The sequence below is a fragment of the Paenibacillus sp. FSL R7-0333 genome (genome assembly GCF_038000365.1).
Lineage (GTDB): Bacteria > Bacillota > Bacilli > Paenibacillales > Paenibacillaceae > Paenibacillus_AQ > Paenibacillus_AQ silagei.
On sequence record NZ_JBBOBZ010000001.1, the window covers coordinates 6,414,502 to 6,434,355 of the forward strand.

The 19,854-nt window shown below is 50.3% G+C and carries 17 protein-coding genes; 3 read left to right on the forward strand and 14 right to left on the reverse strand.

The window, feature by feature from the left end; genetic code table 11:
- Positions 1-698: 698 nt before the first annotated feature.
- Positions 699-1,769 (forward strand): LLM class flavin-dependent oxidoreductase, encoded by a 1,071-nt coding sequence (locus MKY86_RS27130; RefSeq protein ID WP_076081777.1) that lies wholly within the window; start codon positions 699-701, stop codon positions 1,767-1,769.
- A 160-nt stretch (positions 1,770-1,929) separates the two neighbouring features.
- Here the strand turns inward: MKY86_RS27130 and MKY86_RS27135 are convergent, their stop codons facing one another.
- From MKY86_RS27135 to MKY86_RS27155, 5 genes are all read right to left on the reverse strand, one after another.
- Positions 1,930-2,418, reverse strand: coding sequence for a cysteine hydrolase family protein (locus MKY86_RS27135; protein WP_076081778.1), 489 nt, complete (start codon positions 2,416-2,418; stop codon positions 1,930-1,932).
- A gap of 149 nt (positions 2,419-2,567) precedes the next feature.
- Positions 2,568-3,422 carry a carbohydrate ABC transporter permease gene (locus MKY86_RS27140; protein WP_076081779.1) on the reverse strand — a complete coding sequence of 285 codons (855 nt, stop codon included), beginning with the start codon at positions 3,420-3,422 and terminating at the stop codon, positions 2,568-2,570.
- A 3-nt stretch (positions 3,423-3,425) separates the two neighbouring features.
- A complete protein-coding gene (locus MKY86_RS27145; RefSeq protein WP_036730473.1) occupies positions 3,426-4,397 on the reverse strand; it encodes a carbohydrate ABC transporter permease in 972 nt (323 codons plus the stop codon).
- Positions 4,398-4,459: 62 nt separating this feature from the next.
- A complete protein-coding gene (locus tag MKY86_RS27150; protein ID WP_083685474.1) occupies positions 4,460-5,881 on the reverse strand; it encodes an ABC transporter substrate-binding protein in 1,422 nt (473 codons plus the stop codon).
- Positions 5,882-6,068: 187 nt separating this feature from the next.
- Positions 6,069-6,548: a site-2 protease family protein gene (locus tag MKY86_RS27155; protein WP_143803810.1), complete on the reverse strand. Its 480-nt coding sequence runs from the start codon at positions 6,546-6,548 to the stop codon at positions 6,069-6,071.
- Between the two features lie 269 nt (positions 6,549-6,817).
- Here MKY86_RS27155 and MKY86_RS27160 point away from each other — a divergent pair, with 269 nt between their 5' ends.
- Entirely contained in the window at positions 6,818-9,472 is a 2,655-nt protein-coding gene (locus MKY86_RS27160) for a cation-translocating P-type ATPase (RefSeq protein ID WP_076081781.1), read from the forward strand.
- Positions 9,473-9,551: 79 nt separating this feature from the next.
- On the opposite strand, the gene MKY86_RS27165 is transcribed toward MKY86_RS27160, so the two are convergent.
- From MKY86_RS27165 to MKY86_RS27190, 6 genes are all read right to left on the reverse strand, one after another.
- Positions 9,552-11,378 carry an APC family permease gene (locus tag MKY86_RS27165; protein WP_076081782.1) on the reverse strand — a complete coding sequence of 609 codons (1,827 nt, stop codon included), beginning with the start codon at positions 11,376-11,378 and terminating at the stop codon, positions 9,552-9,554.
- Positions 11,379-11,584: 206 nt separating this feature from the next.
- Positions 11,585-12,334: a DUF5071 domain-containing protein gene (locus MKY86_RS27170; protein WP_076081783.1), complete on the reverse strand. Its 750-nt coding sequence runs from the start codon at positions 12,332-12,334 to the stop codon at positions 11,585-11,587.
- A gap of 24 nt (positions 12,335-12,358) precedes the next feature.
- Positions 12,359-13,294, reverse strand: coding sequence for a metal-dependent hydrolase (locus MKY86_RS27175; protein WP_076081784.1), 936 nt, complete (start codon positions 13,292-13,294; stop codon positions 12,359-12,361).
- 114 nt (positions 13,295-13,408) lie between these two features.
- Complete coding sequence (locus tag MKY86_RS27180) at positions 13,409-14,479, reverse strand: hypothetical protein (RefSeq protein WP_076081785.1); 1,071 nt, start codon at positions 14,477-14,479, stop codon at positions 13,409-13,411.
- A gap of 208 nt (positions 14,480-14,687) precedes the next feature.
- Entirely contained in the window at positions 14,688-15,434 is a 747-nt protein-coding gene (locus MKY86_RS27185) for an SAM-dependent methyltransferase (RefSeq protein ID WP_076081786.1), read from the reverse strand.
- A gap of 207 nt (positions 15,435-15,641) precedes the next feature.
- Positions 15,642-16,307 (reverse strand): VOC family protein, encoded by a 666-nt coding sequence (locus MKY86_RS27190; RefSeq protein WP_076081787.1) that lies wholly within the window; start codon positions 16,305-16,307, stop codon positions 15,642-15,644.
- Positions 16,308-16,488: 181 nt separating this feature from the next.
- Between MKY86_RS27190 and MKY86_RS27195 the strand changes: the two genes are divergently transcribed.
- Positions 16,489-17,874: a hypothetical protein gene (locus MKY86_RS27195; RefSeq protein ID WP_076081788.1), complete on the forward strand. Its 1,386-nt coding sequence runs from the start codon at positions 16,489-16,491 to the stop codon at positions 17,872-17,874.
- A gap of 73 nt (positions 17,875-17,947) precedes the next feature.
- Here MKY86_RS27195 and MKY86_RS27200 read toward each other — a convergent pair whose 3' ends face one another.
- The 3 genes from MKY86_RS27200 to MKY86_RS27210 all read right to left on the reverse strand — a co-directional run bounded on the left by MKY86_RS27200 (position 17,948) and on the right by MKY86_RS27210 (position 19,846).
- A complete protein-coding gene (locus MKY86_RS27200) occupies positions 17,948-18,196 on the reverse strand; it encodes a hypothetical protein (protein ID WP_076081789.1) in 249 nt (82 codons plus the stop codon).
- A 37-nt stretch (positions 18,197-18,233) separates the two neighbouring features.
- Positions 18,234-19,343 carry a WG repeat-containing protein gene (locus MKY86_RS27205; protein ID WP_076081790.1) on the reverse strand — a complete coding sequence of 370 codons (1,110 nt, stop codon included), beginning with the start codon at positions 19,341-19,343 and terminating at the stop codon, positions 18,234-18,236.
- Between the two features lie 179 nt (positions 19,344-19,522).
- Positions 19,523-19,846, reverse strand: a complete 324-nt coding sequence (locus MKY86_RS27210; protein ID WP_076081791.1) for a hypothetical protein — start codon at positions 19,844-19,846, stop codon at positions 19,523-19,525.
- Between the last annotated feature and the right edge of the window lie 8 nt (positions 19,847-19,854).

Here is a 19,854-nt window from a genome sequence, read left to right on the forward strand (position 1 = left end):
TCTGCAGCATTCCCTGATGCACTCCTTACAGTAGATATAAATATAAGCCAATTTATATATACTAAAGCAGCCTCATCCGAAGTACAAGATAAAAATTGCTGGAAGGTTCACCTGTGTAACGCAAGCCTGTTCAGCGCCATCGCCCCCCACCCGGCAGCCGTCTGCTGCAATAATATTTATATGCTTAAGTTCTAAGTGTATGTATGAATACATAGGCTGAAATAAGGGGAACGAAGCAGCTTCTTGGAGAGGAGACGCAGGTCCGATAAGAGCCATCCTTGTAACGGGATTGGAGGTTCGGACTAGTATGAGTACAGACCAGCTCATCGCACTGCTCGTTCTTGTCATTATGATTGTACAGCTTGCCGTCAAGAAGGATAAATCCTGAATCCTGAATACAGCAGGCCGCCGAAGAGGCCGGGGCAACCCGGTCTCTTTGGCGTGAGAACAAGTGTAGAACCTCGCCCCCCTCACACCTGGCAAACTGCCCAATGTATTCGGTTTTTCGCCTAAATCCGCCCCCGCCCCTCCTACCTGCCAAATGTGTTCGGTTTTTCGCTTACATTGGTTGTCCTGCTAATCACGAAGTCTTCCGTATACAATAATAAAAAAACAAAAATCGCTCATATCACTTACTAAAGTTGAGAAACATTAAAAAGTATAGTAGAATGATGACATGAAGAAAGGGGCGGATGAACATGGCCGATGAAAAGAAGATTATGGAAATAGGGATAAGCACGTTTTTGGAGACTACACCTGACCCGGTGACGGGGCAGACAATCAGCCATGCAGAACGGCTGCGGGAAGCTGTCGAGGAGATTGTGCTCGCTGACCAAGTGGGCCTGGACGTATATGGAATAGGTGAGCATCACCGTAAGGATTATGCTGGGAGTGCCCCGGCTGTAGTCCTCGCCGCAGCGGCAGCGACAACCAAGCGGATCAGACTGACCAGTGCGGTCAGCGTCTTGTCTTCGGATGACCCGGTGCGGGTCTATCAGGCGTTCGCTACGCTGGACGGCCTCTCGAACGGCCGGGCAGAGATTATGGCCGGACGCGGTTCCTTCACTGAGTCCTTCCCGCTGTTCGGTTACAGTCTGGAGGATTACGATGAATTGTTCGAGGAGAATCTGGAGCTGCTGCTGGCGATCCGCGCCTCCGAGAAAGTCACTTGGCGCGGTGGGCACCGTCCGGCTATAAATAATCTGCCGGTCTATCCCCGTGCCGTTCAGGACCCGCTTCCGGTCTGGATCGCCAGCGGCGGCAACCCTGAATCCGCTGTACGGGCTGGAACCCTTGGTCTGCCTATCGCCTTCGCGATTATCGGCGGAATGCCGGAGCGGTTCGCTCCACTAGTGAACTTGTACAAGGAGGCCGCAGCACGCGCCGGACATAATCCGGATAAACTGCAGATCGCCACACACTCCCACGGCTTCGTAGGTGAAACTAACGACCAGGCTGCGGCCTTATTCTACCCGTCCACCCAGGCACAGATGAATGTCATCGGCCGCGAACGGGGCTGGGGCGGAACCTACAACCGCGCAGCCTTCGATGATGCCCGCAGCTTACGCGGAGCACTTTATGTCGGTGACGCAGAGTATGTCGCCGAGAAGATCATTCTGCTGCGTAAGAATCTCGGCGTGACCCGGTTCTTCTTGCATGTGAATGTCGGCTACATGCCGCACCGCGAGGTCCTGCGTGCCATCGAGCTGCTAGGCACCAAGGTTGCCCCTATCGTGCATGCGGAGTTAGCCCGTACTGAGGGGAAATAAAGTCCGGCTTCACTCTAACCGGGAATATTTTACTCTATCCGGAACAAAATCACCCTGAGGGCTGCGCGCCACTTATCCACAACAGAAGAAAATCATAATTTCCTAAACAACAAGAAAGCCTCAAGCGCCAAACGGTGCTTGAGGTGTTTTTCGTTGAAAACTAAGACTCCACCAACGCTTGAATCACAGGATATGAAACCAGATTCCGGTCCCTGTACGCCGCCGTGATTACATCCTGATGAGAGCTTAGAATCCCATTTTGCAGCAGCACCGCCTTGATTCCCCTTTCGGCAGCCCCGTTATAGGTGAACAGAACGCAATGCTCGGCGGCATAGCCGGAGAGAATCAGCAGATCGATGCCTTGCTCCCGCACAAGCTTTTCCAGATCCGTCTTCCAAAAGGCATTCGAGTATTCCTTCTTCACGTTGAAATCCGTCTCCTGAACCTCAACTCCGGAGAGGATCGCGAACTTCGCTTCCTCAGAGGGCTGCATCCCTTCAATGTCCTGAATATGAATCACGGCATGGCCCTTGGCCCGCAGCAGCCCGGAGACATAATTGATATACTCGCAGGCGCGGTCAATCTCCTTCTGCTCCACCCCGCTGACATGGACCTCTTGCAGATCAATAATTAACAATCCGATTTTCACTCCTGCTTCCCCCTATCCGCTTATCCTTCAACATTACCCGATGCCGGCTGTTCATTCAACCAACCGCATACAAAAAACTGCAGTAGAATGATCCACCGGAATGGACCTTCTCTGCAGTATGGTTTGTCTTCACAGCTATCCTGATCCGGTTATTCTTTGACTCCGCCCAGTGCTACACCTGCGATAATATAACGGGACAGCAGGAAGTAGACTATGAACAGCGGCAATGCGGTCAGCGCCAGCCCCATATAGATAGAGCCGAATTCCGTCTTGTAGATGTCCCCGCGCAATAAGCTGACCATGATAGGCATCGTATATTTCTCCTTCTGAGTAAGGAGGATTAACGGCATGAACAAGTTGTTCCAGTTGGCTACAAAAGCAAAAATGGCTTGTGTCGCAATGGCCGGCATCATCAGTGGCATAATAATCCGGTTAAAGGTACGGAACTCTCCAGATCCGTCTACACGGGCTGCCTCTACGATCTCAATGGATAGTGTAGCAAGCAGGTATTGACGCATGAAGAATACCACTGCAGGCGCTGCAATGGCCGGCAAGATCAGCGGAAGGAAGTTGTTGGTCCAGTGCAGCTTATACATGAATTGATAGAAGCCGATCGCACTGGCTTGGGAAGGAATCATCATCACGCACATAATGAAGGTGAAGAACGCGCCCCGCAGCTTCCAGCTGTAGGTTACCAGTCCGTAAGCAGCCAGTGAGGAGAAGTAGACCGTACAGAGCGTTGCACCGCTGGCAATAATGAAGGAGTTCATGAAGCCTTGCAGTGGATCAAAGCTCTTGTCGAGCAGCACCTTCAGATTGCCCATCATGTGGCTCGAGGGGAGCAAAGAAAGTCCGCTCTGGATCTCCGGTGTAGAGCGTGTAGCGTTCACGAACATAATCCAGAACGGCAAAATGCTGAGTACTGCCAAAGCGATGCAAACCACGTAGATAATCGTCTTGTTGACAGTTTGGGTGACTTTACTGCTTTCCCGATTCTTCTCCATGGATTACACCTCCCTAGCCGCTGCCTGAGCAGCATTTCTGTGTGTTTGTTTTTGGATCTTCTTCAACTTGGCTGCGTCCCGGTCACGCATCACGTAGAACAGAAGGCCGGACAGTACAGCAGAAATCAGGAACATGATCATACTTGCGGCTGCAGCACGGTTATACATGTAGCTGCCCTTGAACGCCTGCCCGTAGATGAACATGGACGTAGTAAGCGTAGAGTCATCCGGTCCGCCCGCCAGGAATAATTGCGGAATATCGAACATGGTCAGACCGCCGACCATTGAGGTAATCAGGGTGAACAGCAGGATGGTACGCAGACTCGGCAGGGTGATCCGGAAGAAGGTCTGGAACCCGTTCGCGCCGTCAATCGCCGCCGACTCGAACAGCGCCGGGTTAATCCCCATTACGCCTGCAATCAGGACGATCATCGTGTTCCCGTACCACATCCAGAACTGGATGAAAGCGATAATGCCGCGGGCTGTCGTCTTATCCTGCAGGAAGAAGATCGGAGAATCACTCCAGCCCAGCATCTGAAACAGGCTGTTGACCGGACCCATAGGATATGCGAACAATGTACTGAACAGCACGGCAATCGTACTTGCAGTGATGATATTCGGCATATAAAGCAGAACCTTGAACAAGCCTTGTCCTTTGACGTTAAGCCGCTTGTTCGTGAACCAGGCGGTCAGCAAAAGCGCAAGGGCCATCTGCGGAATAAAGTTGGTAATCCACAGGAGGAAAGTATTGATCAGGGACTTGCGGAATGAAACATTATCGAACAGGAGATCCTTGAAGTTCTGGAACGGGTTATCAAGGATATGTATAGGCTTCGGAATGAGCCCCTTCATATCCGTGAACCCGATGACTGCTGTATACAGAATCGGGTACAGCGAAAAAATCAGAAAGGCAAGTACAAATGGAAAAGTAAAGATATAGCCGAATTTCGCATAGCTGACATCCTTGCGGCGCATGCTCTCACCTCTTTAGTTGATTATAGGGGCGGGGATAATCCCCCGCCCCCTTCGAATTCCTCTTATTCGCTTTCAATACCCAATTGGTCTTTGACTTGCGACTTGAAGGTTTCGATTGCTTTTTCCTTGGTCTTATTGCCTGCAGTGTACTCACGTACCTGTTCGCGCCAGGCTTTGTTAATCGTTTCGTCGAATTGGGTCAGGTTCTTACCTGAAGCATTCGCGTTGGCCGGAACGAAGACGTCGAACATGTTCTGTCCGCCGAGCAATGGAACTTCACCATTGGACTTGGACATCACCACAGAGGAAGCTACGCTATCCTTCGTGCCTTGTTCGCCCGCTTTCATCGTACCGTTAGCCCAGTAATACTGGAGGCCCGTCTCGGAACTGTCGAGCGTAACCCATTTAACGAAGTCTGCAACGGCTTGCTTCTTCGCTTCATCCTTGGTTACTTCGGCATTGGCCAAGAGCCAAGTACCGCCCCAGAAGAAGCCAGTAGTCGGTTCAGTTACAGCCCAGTCGCCGTTGGTATCCTTCACCTGACCGTTCATCACGTAGTTGATGAGCCAAGCCGGACCGAAGAATCCGAAGATAGGTTGAGCGCCTGCACCGGACATATCGGCATACCATGCTTCTGTCCAGTCTGTTGTATCGTTATGATAGCCGTTGTCTTTCAGCTTTTTGGAGAGATCCATGAATTCTTCACGCTTCGGATCGATGTGCAGCTTGCCGTCCACGATCCAGCCCTTGTCCGAGCTATTCTCGATCGGGTGCCAGATATCGCCGTCGCCGGATACGATACCATAGCCTTTAGCCTTCAGCTTCTTCGCTGCATCGAAGAATTTATCCCAGCCGGGCCCAACCTCTGTTTTGATCTTAGCCGGATCATCGGTTCCGAAGACATCCTTGGCAATGGAGCGGCGATAGATGAAGGCACCGCCTGTAGCCTGGTAACCGAGGCCTTTCAGATGACCGTCAAGGCTGCTGCCGATATCTACAGAATACTGGGCGATGCCAGCATCTTTTACCATTTGATCATCAAGTCCGAGGTCTGCATAATTTGCAGCATAGGTGGATGCATCGCCTTGCGTGTATTTAAGTACAAATGCGGATTCCGCTGCGTAAATATCCGGGGCATCCTTCCCGCCGCCTGCCAGCGCCTGGTCAAGTGCAGGCTGATAAGCACCGTCTGTAGTTGCAATTACCGTAGTTTTGAATTCCACATTCGCATCAGGATGCGCTTCCATATACTTCTTGGTCATGTTTGGAATTTCGTCGGTGAAGCTCCACAGATTGATCGTTACCTTCTCACCGCTACCCGCTTCCGGAGCTTTGGTAGCCTCTGCCGCATTTGATGCCGGAGCCGTTGTTGCAGCTGCGCCGGAAGAGCTGGAATTGGAGTTCCCGCCGCCGCATCCTGCCAGAGCAGATGACATCACGAGTACTGTTGAGAGCCCCGTTAAAACACGCTTCATACTTTTCATACTTTGCCTCCCCTTTTATATTCATCCTCGGTTTTTTGTAACCGCCTTCATATTATAGTGCTTGTCCTTCTCACGCATAAGGAACCCCTCATTGGGAAAAATACCACTATTTATGGATTTTGCTCTAAAAAGTACAAAAAAGACGCCAGGGCTATATGCCGAAGCGCCTTAACACATAGGAGAAGAATCAATCGTGATGGATCTCTCTACTCTTCATAATTCTTGCCAGAAGCAGGCCGTCGCTAAAATAGTATGCCTCATTCCTGGCAATGATAGATGGGTATAGGCTGACTGCAATGGTCCAGCCGTTCAAAACGAGGAAAATCAGCGGAAGGAAATAATTGTCTTCGTTGCCGATTCCCATTGTAGTATAAACCAGAATTATTGCAGCAAGCTGGAACAGTACCCCGCCAAGAGCAAACATCGAAGAACGCAGCCTGCTGACCTTGTCACTGCTCCCCATAAGCGTTAGCCCGCCGAAGCCATAGCCAAAAATAAATAAAGTTCCGCAAAAAGATACACGCCAGAACGGCTTTCGTTCTCCAATGGTTACTACTGGTACAGGATAGCCCACGAGTTTCCCAGCCAAATAATGCCCAAGTTCATGAATGAACGTGACCAGATATTTTAACAATGTCACCATAACCGTAAGGAGCACCGTATTCACGACTGACGGCTCCTTAATGGATAACAGGAGAATAAAGACGATAAACAGCATCACATATGCAAATGTCCGATTCAAGCAGAACCCTGCCTTTACGAAATATTTTTTATCATTAACGAATAATTATCTGAATTCATTCTATCTAACTATGGCCTATTGGGGTATAAGTAATTAGCCGCCCGAGCTGAGAATAATGAAACTTGTCATACTATTTAACGTAAATTTGGACCATACAGACAAAAGATAACAAACGGGAGAGGAGCTTGTACCTGATGGAGTATTACCGCCGCAATAGTTCAGACACCCTGGAAGAAGTCAACAGTTCCGTAAGCGGGCTTACGTCTGCTGAAGTAGACAACCGGCTGGCCAAGGAAGGCTACAATGAGTTGAAGGGCAAAGCAAAGGACCCGCTATGGAAGCTGTTTCTGGAGAATTTCAAAGATCCTATGGTCATTGTGCTGCTCATCGCGGCAACCGTTCAGATCGTAATGGGACATATTATGGAATCCGTCATCATCTTCGTGGTGCTGATTCTGAATGCTGTAATCAGTGTGGTGCAGACCCGGAAGGCAGAGAGCTCACTGGACGCCCTGCGCAAAATGTCCGCACCTGAAGCCAAGGTCATGCGGGACGGAGCCTTACTGTCGATTCCCGCAAGGGAGCTGGTCCGGGGAGACATCGTCTTCCTGGAGGCTGGCGATTATGTGCCTGCGGATGGACGGATTATTGAATCCGGGAGTCTGCGGATCGATGAGGGCATGCTGACCGGCGAATCCGAAGCCGTGGATAAGCATACCGATCCTATCCCGCAGGAGGCTCCGCTGGGCGACCGGCGCAATATGGCCTTCAGCGGCTCACTGGTCGTCTATGGCCGGGGAACACTGGTCATTACAGGAACGGCACTCGGCACCGAGCTCGGGAAGATAGCCGGGCTGATCGAGAGTGCCGAAGCCAAGCAGACGCCCTTGCAGCGCAAGCTGGAGAGCTTCGGCAAAAAGCTGGGGATCGCCGTCCTGTTGCTGTCGGTGCTGATCTTCGCCATTCAGGCCGCACGCGTCTGGCTCTCGAATGACACGGTGGACACCACCGAAGCCATCCTGAATGCCTTGATGTTCGCTGTAGCAGTAGCTGTTGCCGCTATCCCCGAGGCGTTGTCTTCTATTGTAACCATTGTACTCTCCGTGGGCACGAATAAGATGGCCCGGCAGCATGCCATTATCCGTAAGCTGCCTGCTGTAGAGGCACTCGGATCAACGAGCGTCATCTGTACGGACAAGACCGGGACGCTGACCCAGAATAAAATGACGGTTGTGGATTATTTTCTCCCCGGAGGGCCAGAGGAGCAGTTCAAGCTGAAGGCCGATGACTGGTCGGAGGAAGCCCGCAAGCTGCTGCATATTGCCGTGCTCTGTAACGATTCCAATATTAATGAAGAAGGCAAAGAGCTGGGCGACCCCACTGAGGTAGCGCTGATTGCCTTCAGCAACAGCAAGGACAGGGATTACCGCGAGATCCGCGATAACTTCCCGCGCGAGGCAGAGCTGCCGTTCGACTCTGAACGTAAGCTGATGACTACGCTGCATACGTTCGAGGGGCAGAAGGCCCTGCTGACCAAAGGCGGCCCGGATGTCCTGTTCAGCAGATGTTCCCATGTCCTGCTGGAGGGCCAGGAGGTTCCGCTGACGGCGGAGGTCCTGGAAAACTTCAATGAGGCGAATGAACAGTTCTCCGGCAGAGCGCTGCGCGTGCTTGCTTATGCCTATAAGAACGTGCCGGATACGGTGACAGAGGTGGGGCTTGACGATGAGCAGGGCCTGGTGCTGGTCGGCCTGTCGGCGATGATTGACCCGCCGCGCGAGGCTGTATATGGCTCCATTGCCGAGTCCAACAAAGCCGGTATCCGCACAATTATGATTACCGGGGACCACAAGACTACGGCCCAGGCGATCGGCCGCGACATCGGACTGATGGCGGAGCATGAGATCGCCGTCACCGGCCAGGAGCTGGATGCCATGTCCGACGAAGAGCTGGACAGCAGACTGGAGCAGATCGGCGTGTATGCGCGCGTCTCCCCGGAGAATAAGATCCGGATCGTCCGGGCCTGGCAGCGTAAGGGCAAAATTACCGCCATGACCGGGGACGGCGTCAATGACGCTCCGGCACTGAAGCAGGCTGATATAGGGGTTGCCATGGGCAGCGGAACCGATGTCGCCAAGGATTCGGCGGCTATGATCCTAACCGATGATAACTTCGTATCGATTGTCAATGCAGTGGCTGTTGGCCGGACGGTGTTCGATAACATTAAGAAGGCGATCGCCTATCTGTTCGCCGGCAATCTGGGTGCGATTATCGCCATCCTGTTCGCCCTGATCTTCGACTGGATCAATCCGTTCACGGCCATTCAGCTGTTATTCATTAACCTGGCGAACGACTCCCTCCCGGCGATTGCGCTGGGCATGGAAAAGGCGGAGCCGGATGTAATGAGCCGCAAGCCGCGGGACATCAGCGAGGGCATTTTCGCAGGCGGGATGATGCAGGCAGTGATCACCCGCGGTCTGCTGATCGGGATTGCCGTGATTATCTCCCAGTATATCGGGCTGCAGCATTCGGATGAAATGGGGATTGCGATGGCCTTCACCACGCTGATTCTGGCACGCACCCTGCAGACCTTCGCTGCCCGCTCCAACAGCCAGACCTCTGTGGAGGCCGGCTTCTTCAGCAACAAATATGTAATCGGCGCGGTCTTGATCTGCTTTGCCTTCTACGGCATTGCGGTCCTGCCAGGTGTCAGAGAGATCTTCTCAATCCCTGCCACCTTCGGGATGAACCACTGGCTGACCGCCACCGGACTCGCCCTAGGCGCAGTCATTGTGATGGAGCTGGCGAAGCTGATCCGCCGTCTGCTGCCTGCGAAGCAGGCTGCTTAAGCTAGGCTAAGTTAACGAGCCTTAATAACAGCAAGAAGCCTGCATTCCCGGTATAGGGGTGCAGGCTTTTTATAATCCATCACTTCTTCAAATGATAAGGCACTGTAGTGACAATCACATCGCTGCGGAACAGCAGACGGGCGCGTATCAGCAGACTCGATTGATTATGAAGGATATTATGCCAGCCTTTCTTCGGAATGAACTGTGGAATAATTACCGTTACCCTATGGTTCAGCTCTGCGGCCTTCCAATTCACTTTATCAATAAACTTGGTCAACGGCTGTACAATGCTTCTATAAGGAGTATATAGGGTTACTAACCTTACGTCCGGCTGCCACTTTCTCCACTTCTCCTCGAACACCGCTTCATCTTCCCGCTCGAAGGGCACGTAGACGGCTATAATCTGCTGCGGAGACAGCGACTTGGCATATTCCAGGGAGTTCATCACGACATGAGTGATTCCGGCGACCGGCACGATAATCACATTGCCTTCAATCTTGATCGTTTCCTCACAGGTCGAAATTCTAAGCTGGTCCGCAATGGCCTCATAATGCTTATGAATCCGGTGGAACACCAGGAGCAGAATCGGCAGAAAGACAAATACCGGCCATACCTGAGTAAACTTGGTCATGAAGAACATCATCGTCACAACGAAGCTGATTAGAGCGCCAACCGTGTTGATGATGAACTTTTGCACCCAGCCTGCTGGCTTTTCCCGGAGCCATTTCACCATCATTCCGCTCTGCGACAACGTAAAGGGAATGAACACACCTACAGCATATAAAGGAATCAGCTGCTCCGTTTTCCCCTCAAAGACATAAATCAGAACCATGGACAGAACACCTAATATGATAATACCGTTGGAGTAACCCAGCCGGTCTCCCCGCATGGTGAACATTCGCGGAATGAATTTATCCTTGGCAAGGTTCACAGCCAGCAATGGAAAGGCGGAATAACCGGTATTGGCAGCCAGGATCAAGATTAATGCAGTCGTTCCCTGGATAAAATAGTACATCGCATTCCGGCCAAAGGTTTGCTCGGCAATTTGCGAGACAACCGTAACGTCAGCACGGGGAGCAATCCCGTAATAATAGGCTAACACCACAATACCTGAGAACATCACGGCCAATAATACTCCCATGGCGATTAAGGTTTTGGAGGCGTTGGACGCTTCCGGGCTTTTGAAATTCGGTATGGCATTGGAGATCGCTTCTACACCCGTTAACGCTGAGCTCCCGGAAGAAAATGCGCGCAATAATAGAAATAGGCTGATCCCCGCTACCGGAGTACCCAGTGAGGTATGCAGTTCTGCCGGAACGTTACCTGACAAGATGTTGTACAGACCTGTACCAATCAGAATGAATAAGGCCAAGACGAATAAATAGACCGGATAAGCGAGGACGGAGGCAGATTCTGTGACCCCTCTTAAGTTCAAAATCGTGATCAGAAGCACAAAAGCAATGGCAATCACCACTTTATGCTCGTGCAGGCTTGGAAACGCTGAGGTGATGGCATCCGTACCCGCCGATATACTTACAGCCACCGTTAAAATATAGTCAACCAGCAGCGAACCGCCGGCTATTAACCCCGGATACTTGCCCAGGTTCTCCTTGGACACCACATAGGCGCCCCCGCCGTGGGAATAAGCAAAAATAATCTGCCGGTAGGACAGAATGAGCGCGGTCAGCAGGACCAACACACCCAGCGCAATCGGGATCGAATACCAGAAGGCGGCTGCCCCAATCGTAACCAGAACAATCAGAATCTGCTCCGGCCCGTAGGCAACGGATGACAGCGCATCTGAAGACAGTATAGCCAGCGCTTTCTTTTTATTTAACTTTTGCTCGCCCAATTCACTGGACTTTAATGGCCTGCCAATTAAAAATCGTTTTAAAAATGAAATCACTCGGTTTCACCACTCGCTTATTATTTGTAGGATCTTGTTTGTACCCCATCTGCTCCCATTCTCGGACACAACAAAAAGACCACAGAAGAATGTTCTGTGACCTTCAACATATCATGTCCGGCATTAATATAGCGTTAAGGATTACGCAAAGACATTAAGATTGCATTAAGATTATGGTTAGGCCGGAGCATTGGCTGACTGATCCTTCAGCGCGTGGTGTTGGACCCTGACACCTCACTAACCAGTTCCTCAATTTCACTTACGAAGTCATGAAGACTGGATTTCCGGTCACAGAAGCTGAATTCTTCCCGATGCTGCTCAATATAAGCTCTGTACAGTTCCGGTGTGAAGATCGCTTCACTGAATCCTCTTCCCAGCGCTTCGCAATCGATGCCGGGATACGCAATCTCGAGCTGGGCGATCTCCGTGAGGCTTCTCTGCATCTTGTCCTCTAATAGTAGTAGAACGGATTCTCCCGAATAGATCTGGTGGACCCATAGCGTCCGCAAGGCCTTCAGAGCAATTATTTTTCCTTCAGTTAGCCGGATCAAATCTTCACGGAGTGGAGTGATCTGCTCTTTGTTCCAGTGATCAAGGATCATTTCGAAGATCCAGTACATCCATTCCTCATCTTGACTATGATTCCTAAATACCTCTTGAATATATGGAATTAACGGATCACCGCTCTCTCTCAACAAAGGAGCAATCCGGCGAGATCCCGGCCAATTCATGTCCTGAATCCACTGAAGCAGTCCCGGCAAGATAGGCTTCACACGGGGAAAGCCGAGGCGAACAATGACCTCCGCTGCTCCGTCCCAATACCCTTTGCCCAGCGGCTGCAGCAATAGATGGAGCTCATCATCGCGGATGTCCTGGAGCTTGTGAATAGCCTCCGCTTGTTCGGCTTCAGGTGTGTCCCAGTCTAGCTTTTGAATAAGTGCTTGAATGCCCTCCACGCGCTCCCCCTACTTTGCAATAGTCTATTCCCTCTGTTCTTCCACCCAAGTTCCATCCTTATAGATGAAATAACGGGGATTCCCCTCCCGGTCACGTGCAACAATCTCTCCGGCAGGCCCTTCCCCGCTCTCCTCCATCACTTCAAATGAAGCCTCATCCCCGGCAGGGAGCTTCCGGTATACTTGCTCCAGCCCGTCTTTTCCCGTCTTGCTGCGGACAACGTCACTCTTAACGGCAAAGATCATATTCAAGTCTAAACGGACCTCTCCGCCCAAGACAGGCAACACCCCAAGCACCCTTCGCTGGGAGTCGATGACGTCAAACCCCATTTTCCAAAAATCGCTCAGTTTGTGCACCTGATTATCTCCCAGCGGAGACACCTGTATGGCAGCCTGTGGAGTGAGCGTGAATTTACGTGGAAGCCCTTGTTCCAGTTGCATTAGCATGGCAAGCTTAAGACTGAGATACAGGACAATAAACACAGCACAGCCCGTACTAAGCACCCGTCTCCTGCCCAACGACACCGGAAGCACAAAACTCATAACCCCCACTAACATAGGCATCCAAACCGTAGGATCACCAAGATAGATCAAGGGCAGCGTATAAGCTTCGCTGGACAGCGGATAGACCAAATGGACCCCATGTCCCAAATAATCTACCAGAATATGCCCCAGCACACTCCCCGCTAGACACAGATATAACTGGGTATACGAATATTTTTTCAGCAGCAGCCTGAACAGGAACACAATCGGAACCATAACCAGCCCCATGACTATAATGGAATGCGACCAAGGAGATACATACCTGTTCCCCAACAGATCCGGCACAATTCCCAGGAACGAGGTCAATCCGAGCAAAACCACTTTTTCCTTAAAAGAAATCGCCTTGCGCATAAGCACAATCGATACAATAAAACTGCCCGTGAGCAGATGTGTAGCAATATGCATAGCCAATATCATAGACACCTTTAATCCCCCCACTTTGGTTGTTAAGCTTCACTACTCAGAGCCTGGCAAGTTATAAACAAATGGAGCGGGGAAAAGGTTCATTTGCTATACAAAGATCACTTACACTCAGTTTAGATATGCTTTCCGGGCGTCCTCAAAAATAGTATCTAATTGTACCCTGGTGTAATCGTCTCCTTTAAACTGTATATCATCAGCAGTGCTCTTAGATTGAATGCCTTCACCCGCAGCAGGTACTTTACCATAAACAACGCCACGGATAATGTATACACCAGGATCAGTGAGGCTCTCTCTCAAAAACAGCAAGTATTCTTCATTTTCATTCATCAACTGATATCCAAATGTGCTGTAAACTCTTGATGAGTCGGCCGCTGCATTTTCTTGGACGGTGATGGTCTCCCCGCTAGACAACGTGTGACCGGTATTATTTCTAAATACATCGCTCAGTACAAATTTGGATAATGTGCGATTGTCAATAACCAATCCGTCCACATCTTCTTTTTTCAGAACTACTTCCTGAGCCCCTGCCTTCGTTCCCTTAACAACAATATCTGTTTGTGCATCCATTTCAGAAAATGTTCCGTAGCTAATGGCGCTACTGTTTGTAATGGTGTAAGGAATTGTTTTCGTACCTGCCTTATCTTGAACTGTTAATGGTTCAAGCGAAGCGGCCGCTCTCTCATAATCAGCCTGAGAAATGTCTCTAGCTGACTCCATACTGAAATGCAGTCCGCCTATTTCAAAGTATAAATAGGTTGCTCCATTCTCTTGAGTGATCCACTCCCCCGATACATTTTTAGAAAGCACAACTTTTTTAGTCGAAGCAATCTCGTTAGTTGGTTTAAGTTCTTCTCTGGATTGAGTGATTGAACCGCGAAAAAATACAATACGGACTTGATTGTCTTTAGCTTCAACACGATCCAGAAAATCATCGACACCTAATTCTACTGTAGGGATATAGACTTTATCTAATCCGGCTTTCTTAGCAGCTTCACTAATTTCATTTTTTTGTTCTGCGGTATAAGAGAACGGCTCGGCTTCTGTCATTCCTGCACCTTCATTATTGGCGGAATTTTCAGTTGCAGGAGTATTTGAAGATGAATTTACATTCTGACTGCATCCTGCTAATAAAGCACCAAGCAGCAAACCAATAAACACGACTTTCCTTTTGTAGTTCATGGAATATCCTCCACTTGTTGATTTGTCACCTCACCATAATAGACTGAACCGCTCTTCCAAAAGTTGCATAATCTTCTCAACTCAGTTTCTTTTTTGAAACTCTTTTCAGGTCCAGTAAACTAACTCAGACGGGCGCATATCAAAATACAGCGGCAGCCCTGGCCCCTTAAGAGTCCCGGCTACCGCTGCTTATTTACCACACTACTATTTACTTACGGCGGGCAACCATCATAATCTCCATACTGCCGAGCTGTAAAGGATGATTCCCGAATTGTCCTGGGCTACAACCATATGCAGCCTCTACTGCGAAGCCTTCACTATCCAGCAGCATCTGCAATTCACGGAAGGTAAAAGCGGTAGTGTAAATCAACACCTCTTTGGATTCACCCTCGGGGCTGTGAACCTCTTCTTTATCGATTACGGTGCATGAATACGGGTCAAATAACGACTCATCCTGTATACGCCGGGCTAAGTTAAGTGCATTAATTACCGTAAGAACAAATAGAGAACCCGGCTTCAGCGCCCGATGAACTCCTTTAAGGACCTTCCGGTGATTCTCTTCACTGCCAGCCAGTCCAAAGGCCCCTTCACACAGACAAATTGCGCCATCGAATTCCTGATCAAACGTTAACTCGCGGGCATCCGCCACCAGAAATGCTGCCTGTAACTCTTCCTTCGCAGCTTCGCTATTCGCGTGCCTGATAAATTCCGCAGAAATATCCACGCCCACTGTTCTAATTCCGCGCCGGGCCAATTCCAGACTATGCCGCCCCGGACCACAGCCAATATCCAGGGTGCGGGTACCCTGCCGCAGATTCATTAACTCCATTAAAAAGTCTACTTCCTGCATCGTTCCCTGGGCGAAACCGAATGTCAAATACTGCTCTCGCATGAAATCTCCGATTGCTTCATAATAATCCCCACTGTACTCAAAGCCTGCTTGCGTATTCTTCAAAAGCTATCCCTCCGTATCTGTTATGCCTACACGGAAGTGAATTCGCTTGACAGCTTAACCCCTTCCGTGTCCCGAATGACAACGTTCAGCCTGTCAGCGCTTCTATTCATAAGTTCACTCGCTTTCCTTATAATGTAACTTCAGGGTAGACATTCGTAGCCGGGAAGTCAAAAGAATGAACAGTTATACTCATTCTATACGGTTAGCCTAACGAAGCCCCCGGACCTGCACCCCCTCTGTATCATCCAGCGTGATCTCACAAACAGCCGTCTTAATAGTTAGCGGATGTGGATAGGCTTCCTCCTGATCAGACATGAACCAGACCCGGCCTTGCTTCACAGCAATAATCAGCCCATGCTCGTCACCGGCAGCAGCGAACTGGTTACTATAGTCCTGCCAAGGAACGATCCCTACCCGGGATAGCTTAAGGAGTGCTTCCTCCACATCGGGTACAGGCAGACCAATCTCACTGACACATAACAGACTGGCCGGAGAAAAGGCTTCATTGGCGGAATTGTTCAGATTGTGCCGGGCAATCAGCTCTACAATATTACCTGCCGGATCATAGAAATAGATGGAATCGGCATTCCAAGACTCGAAGTGCACAACCTCCTGGCCCTCATTAGGAATGACAGACACCTTAGGAGTAATCCACCGCAACGCTTCATTGATCTGATTCTCAGGAATATTAAAAGCAAAATGATATTTCGGCTGTCTGCTTGGATCAGACTCATTGAAGGTTAGACTGGACTCTCCCGCTCGTACACTGAAGGATGCCCGATGTTCCTGGAATACCGCCAGCCCAAGAGTATTCTCATAAAAGTCTTTCATTTCTTTCAAGGAATGAGTCTGCATCTCTACTTCTCTTATCATCTAGGATCACCTCTGTTTGTGGCATATCACCCAAAGCTTTGCTTCCATGGTAGCCATGCAGAGAATGGAAGTCAAACCGGCATCTGCAACTTCTGCGCAGCAACCGCGTCCATAACAATATGGAAAATCTATCTATTCTCTGAAAACAATAGGACAATCGAACACAACAGGAGGTTTATGTATGCGCTATATGGCAGCAATTGTGCTGGCGGCGGCTTTGCTCTCAGGGTGTCAGGGGGCAGACAAGGCCGGTGTGAACGGCTCTTCCCCGTCTCCATCCTCACCCGCAGAAGGGTCACCCACGGCTATGTCAGCCGCACCTACCACTTCAGCACCTTCAAGCGAGGAGGAGCCCCTGCTCTATATTGAGCAATTGAAAGTGATCAGCGGCGGTGGACAACTGATACAAGTGAAGTCGAACAGCGATATCGATAAAAAATCATTGGAGCAAGCGATAAAGAATAGTCTGCAATCCAGTGACCCGGAGACTGAATTCCGTTACACGCTGGAATGGGAGTCCCCGCGGTTTGTGCAAATCCGCCTGCATCTCGATGAGGGCAGTGTCTGGTCCGGGACGTTCAATCTGGACGAAGCCGTCACCACAGACGGGCGCAAGTATGCTAGTACAGAGCAGCCGTACCGTAACACGGTAGTGATCAGAGCTGGAGACGGCGAGGGCAGTCTGTTGTTCCAAGGCGTCACCTCCGGTACCCGGCGCGTAGTACCTGCCTGGAACACGGGCTGGATCAAGTCCATTCAGACCCGGGAATCGGTTGCCCCTTCCTATCTGTTCTACGGACAGGAGAAGCATCATCTGGTGCACGCCCTGACAGGCGAGGCGCTGGAGATTCCGGTTTTTGCTCAGGAGAAGGATGCCTACGGCAATGACTATGGTTACCATGAGATGTATTCTGACCGCTTCTATGGGGACTTTACTTATATGATCTCGGGCAATAAGACGCTGTATCGTGTAGACCTGAAGGGCTTCACCCGTACGAAGCTTCATGTATTCAGCAAGCCGGTCTACGGCATGTCCTCCTCGCCTGACGGCAAGCGCATAGCTGTATTAACTGCTCATGACGAATACATTGGACCTGGGGCGGACCTGACGGTGCTGGATCAGAAGGGGAAAATACTGCATTCGCAGCAGAACGCCGCCTTCATCTCCCATAGTGACGGCTTCCTGTTCGTGTATTCTCTGACTTGGGAGGACGATTCAAATCTGATCCTTCCCGCAGACAGAGGTGAGCATAACCCGCTTGGACAAGTCCGTTACAACACCGGAAGCGGAACGTCCACGGTGATGCAGGATCAGCGGATCACGGACCAGCTAAAGAAGGATCTCGCAGAGCATGAGCGGCAACCACATAATGACCTGTTGCTATCCGGGCTGATGTGGTCACCCGACAACAGATTCGCAGCCTTCCAGTCGGATACAGGAACCATACAGGTCTATGACACTCAGGAACGGACCTTTACGTTCATATCCGCAGGCACACTGCTGGGCTGGATGCCGGATGGAACGCTGGCCTGGGCGGATATTAAGGATCATGTGTATACCTTTTAACTATACTTCTCCCGATCGTTAGCACAACAGCGGCAGCCATTCACAGGAATGACTGCCGCCTTTTAGAGTTGGGCTATTTTGTTTTCTTCGGAAAACCGTATACGAATAGTATCACACCAATTAACGTAAGGATTGGCACAAAGAGATTATCGAAGAAGCCTGCGATATGAGTTTTAGGCTGGACATCGTACATTTGCGCTTGGTATAACGCAGAAATTTCATAATTTCGAGCGATCAATGTACCTACACGCTCGATAGTGTAGATTAACGCGGCCGTAATCAGAAAGGCTGCCCCTAGTTTTCTGTATAAGTCGTTGCCCATGGAATATTATTGCCTCCTCTACCCTTGATTGATTTAGTTACGGTTTCACCACTCCGCCCGGAAGCTCGGAAGCCGGCGGCCAGACGATGGTTCCGCTGCGGTTCATGTACCCTCTGATTTCCTCGCGAGTATCTGGAACGAGCAGGGTGATTTCTGCCAGTTCGCCTTTAAAATCAGCGGCCCAATAGAGTTGCGGCTTAACCACGAAGCGTCCGGAGGTATTAATATAGCCGTACCTCTGCCCCGGGCTTGCCGGTGCCAGACCACCCTTGAACAAACCTCCAGCCGTGAATCCCTGAATGACCTTGGCGCCCTTCTTATTAATATAGAAGGTGGCTCCATTGCGCTCGACGAACGCCAGACCTTCCGAGAACGGCTGGGCCATGCTGAACTGCGGCTTAATCAGGTAATTGCCTGTTTTGTCGATGTAGCCGTATTTGCCGTTCACATACACAACTGCCGCCCCGCCGGAGAACGGTGTGGCGTAATCATACCGGGGGGTGATGCGAAGCTTGCCGGTGGTGTCGATATAGCCGTATTTGCCGCCAACGGCAAGTGTAACGGCCGCCATGCCTTCCGAGAAATCAGAAGTAAAGCTATATCTGTAAGGAACGATAAGCGTGCCCTTCGTGTTAATGTAACCCGAGGCTTTACCCATATTGACCCGGGCCAGACCTTCGGAGAAATTAAATGCCCGGGCATAGATTGGCTGTATGGCCACCTTGCCTTGGCTATCGATATACCCGTACCGGGTCGCCGTGGCCCCGCCGGCGAGTTGAACCTTCGCTGTATACAGGGCGCGGTCATTATACAGAATGCCGGCATCTCTCAACTTGTATTCGAACAGCTTGGTGCCTGCTGAACTGAGATAATATTGCTTTTTAGCCGCATGGTCCTCGACATACACCGTCCCTCCGGGCATTCCTGAGTAACCATAACTATCATACACCGCTTCAATAACCACCTTGCCCTTGCCGTTGATGAAGCCGTATTTCCCGTTCACTTCAATTGGATATAATTGATCAGTAGTCTTGGACTGCACAGTACCAGCATCGGCAGCCTGAGCCTTGTCCTGCGATGGACCCGCTACACCTGCACTGAATACCATCGTCGTCATAAGTAGGGTTAAAGCCAGTTTCTTTAACACTTGCGGTTCACACTCCTTTGAGACTATTTTCCATTCTTTATGTATAGACGGCGATTGTACCGGTTTTGTTGTGCATGATTTGGAAGATTGATAAAGATCGCTTTCCAAAAAAAGCTGCCCCTTGCGAATATGGCGCAGCTCCTTCAGGTCGAACTCCTCGCGGTCTCATAGATGAAGTCCTAGCGTTTGCATGAAACGGTAGCCACGAATTGAACCAATAGGATCAGGAAAAATACGTTCCAAATACTCGGAATAGTTGCAATGGCAAAATAGAAGGAATAGGGTGCCAGCCAGACCAACGAAATGGCCATAAGTAAGCGAAGACCACGCCAGATTGAAATAGCCATGACGGCTGAAGGTACTACGAGCATGAGGACCACAACCACTTGTGTGCTGATGGATGCCACCTGATCACTGTATGGGTTAAAAAACAGAAACAGGAAACTTAGTCCAATACCCAGTAGCGATAAGAAAAAGGCCGACCATTTCACCCCTGGACTCAAATGCCTCA

What these genes read in the sequence shown, in the direction of transcription:
- MKY86_RS27160 (WP_076081781.1), top strand. Translation starts at nt 6,818, where the DNA reads ATGGAGTATTACCGCCGCAATAGTTCAGACACCCTGGAAGAAGTCAAC.
- MKY86_RS27200 (WP_076081789.1), bottom strand. Translation starts at nt 18,196, where the DNA reads ATGGGCAACGACTTATACAGAAAACTAGGGGCAGCCTTTCTGATTACG.
- MKY86_RS27130 (WP_076081777.1), top strand. Translation starts at nt 699, where the DNA reads ATGGCCGATGAAAAGAAGATTATGGAAATAGGGATAAGCACGTTTTTG.
- MKY86_RS27140 (WP_076081779.1), bottom strand. Translation starts at nt 3,422, where the DNA reads ATGGAGAAGAATCGGGAAAGCAGTAAAGTCACCCAAACTGTCAACAAG.
- MKY86_RS27195 (WP_076081788.1), top strand. Translation starts at nt 16,489, where the DNA reads ATGCGCTATATGGCAGCAATTGTGCTGGCGGCGGCTTTGCTCTCAGGG.
- MKY86_RS27145 (WP_036730473.1), bottom strand. Translation starts at nt 4,397, where the DNA reads ATGCGCCGCAAGGATGTCAGCTATGCGAAATTCGGCTATATCTTTACT.
- MKY86_RS27190 (WP_076081787.1), bottom strand. Translation starts at nt 16,307, where the DNA reads ATGATAAGAGAAGTAGAGATGCAGACTCATTCCTTGAAAGAAATGAAA.
- MKY86_RS27150 (WP_083685474.1), bottom strand. Translation starts at nt 5,881, where the DNA reads ATGAAAAGTATGAAGCGTGTTTTAACGGGGCTCTCAACAGTACTCGTG.
- MKY86_RS27175 (WP_076081784.1), bottom strand. Translation starts at nt 13,294, where the DNA reads ATGATATTGGCTATGCATATTGCTACACATCTGCTCACGGGCAGTTTT.
- MKY86_RS27180 (WP_076081785.1), bottom strand. Translation starts at nt 14,479, where the DNA reads ATGAACTACAAAAGGAAAGTCGTGTTTATTGGTTTGCTGCTTGGTGCT.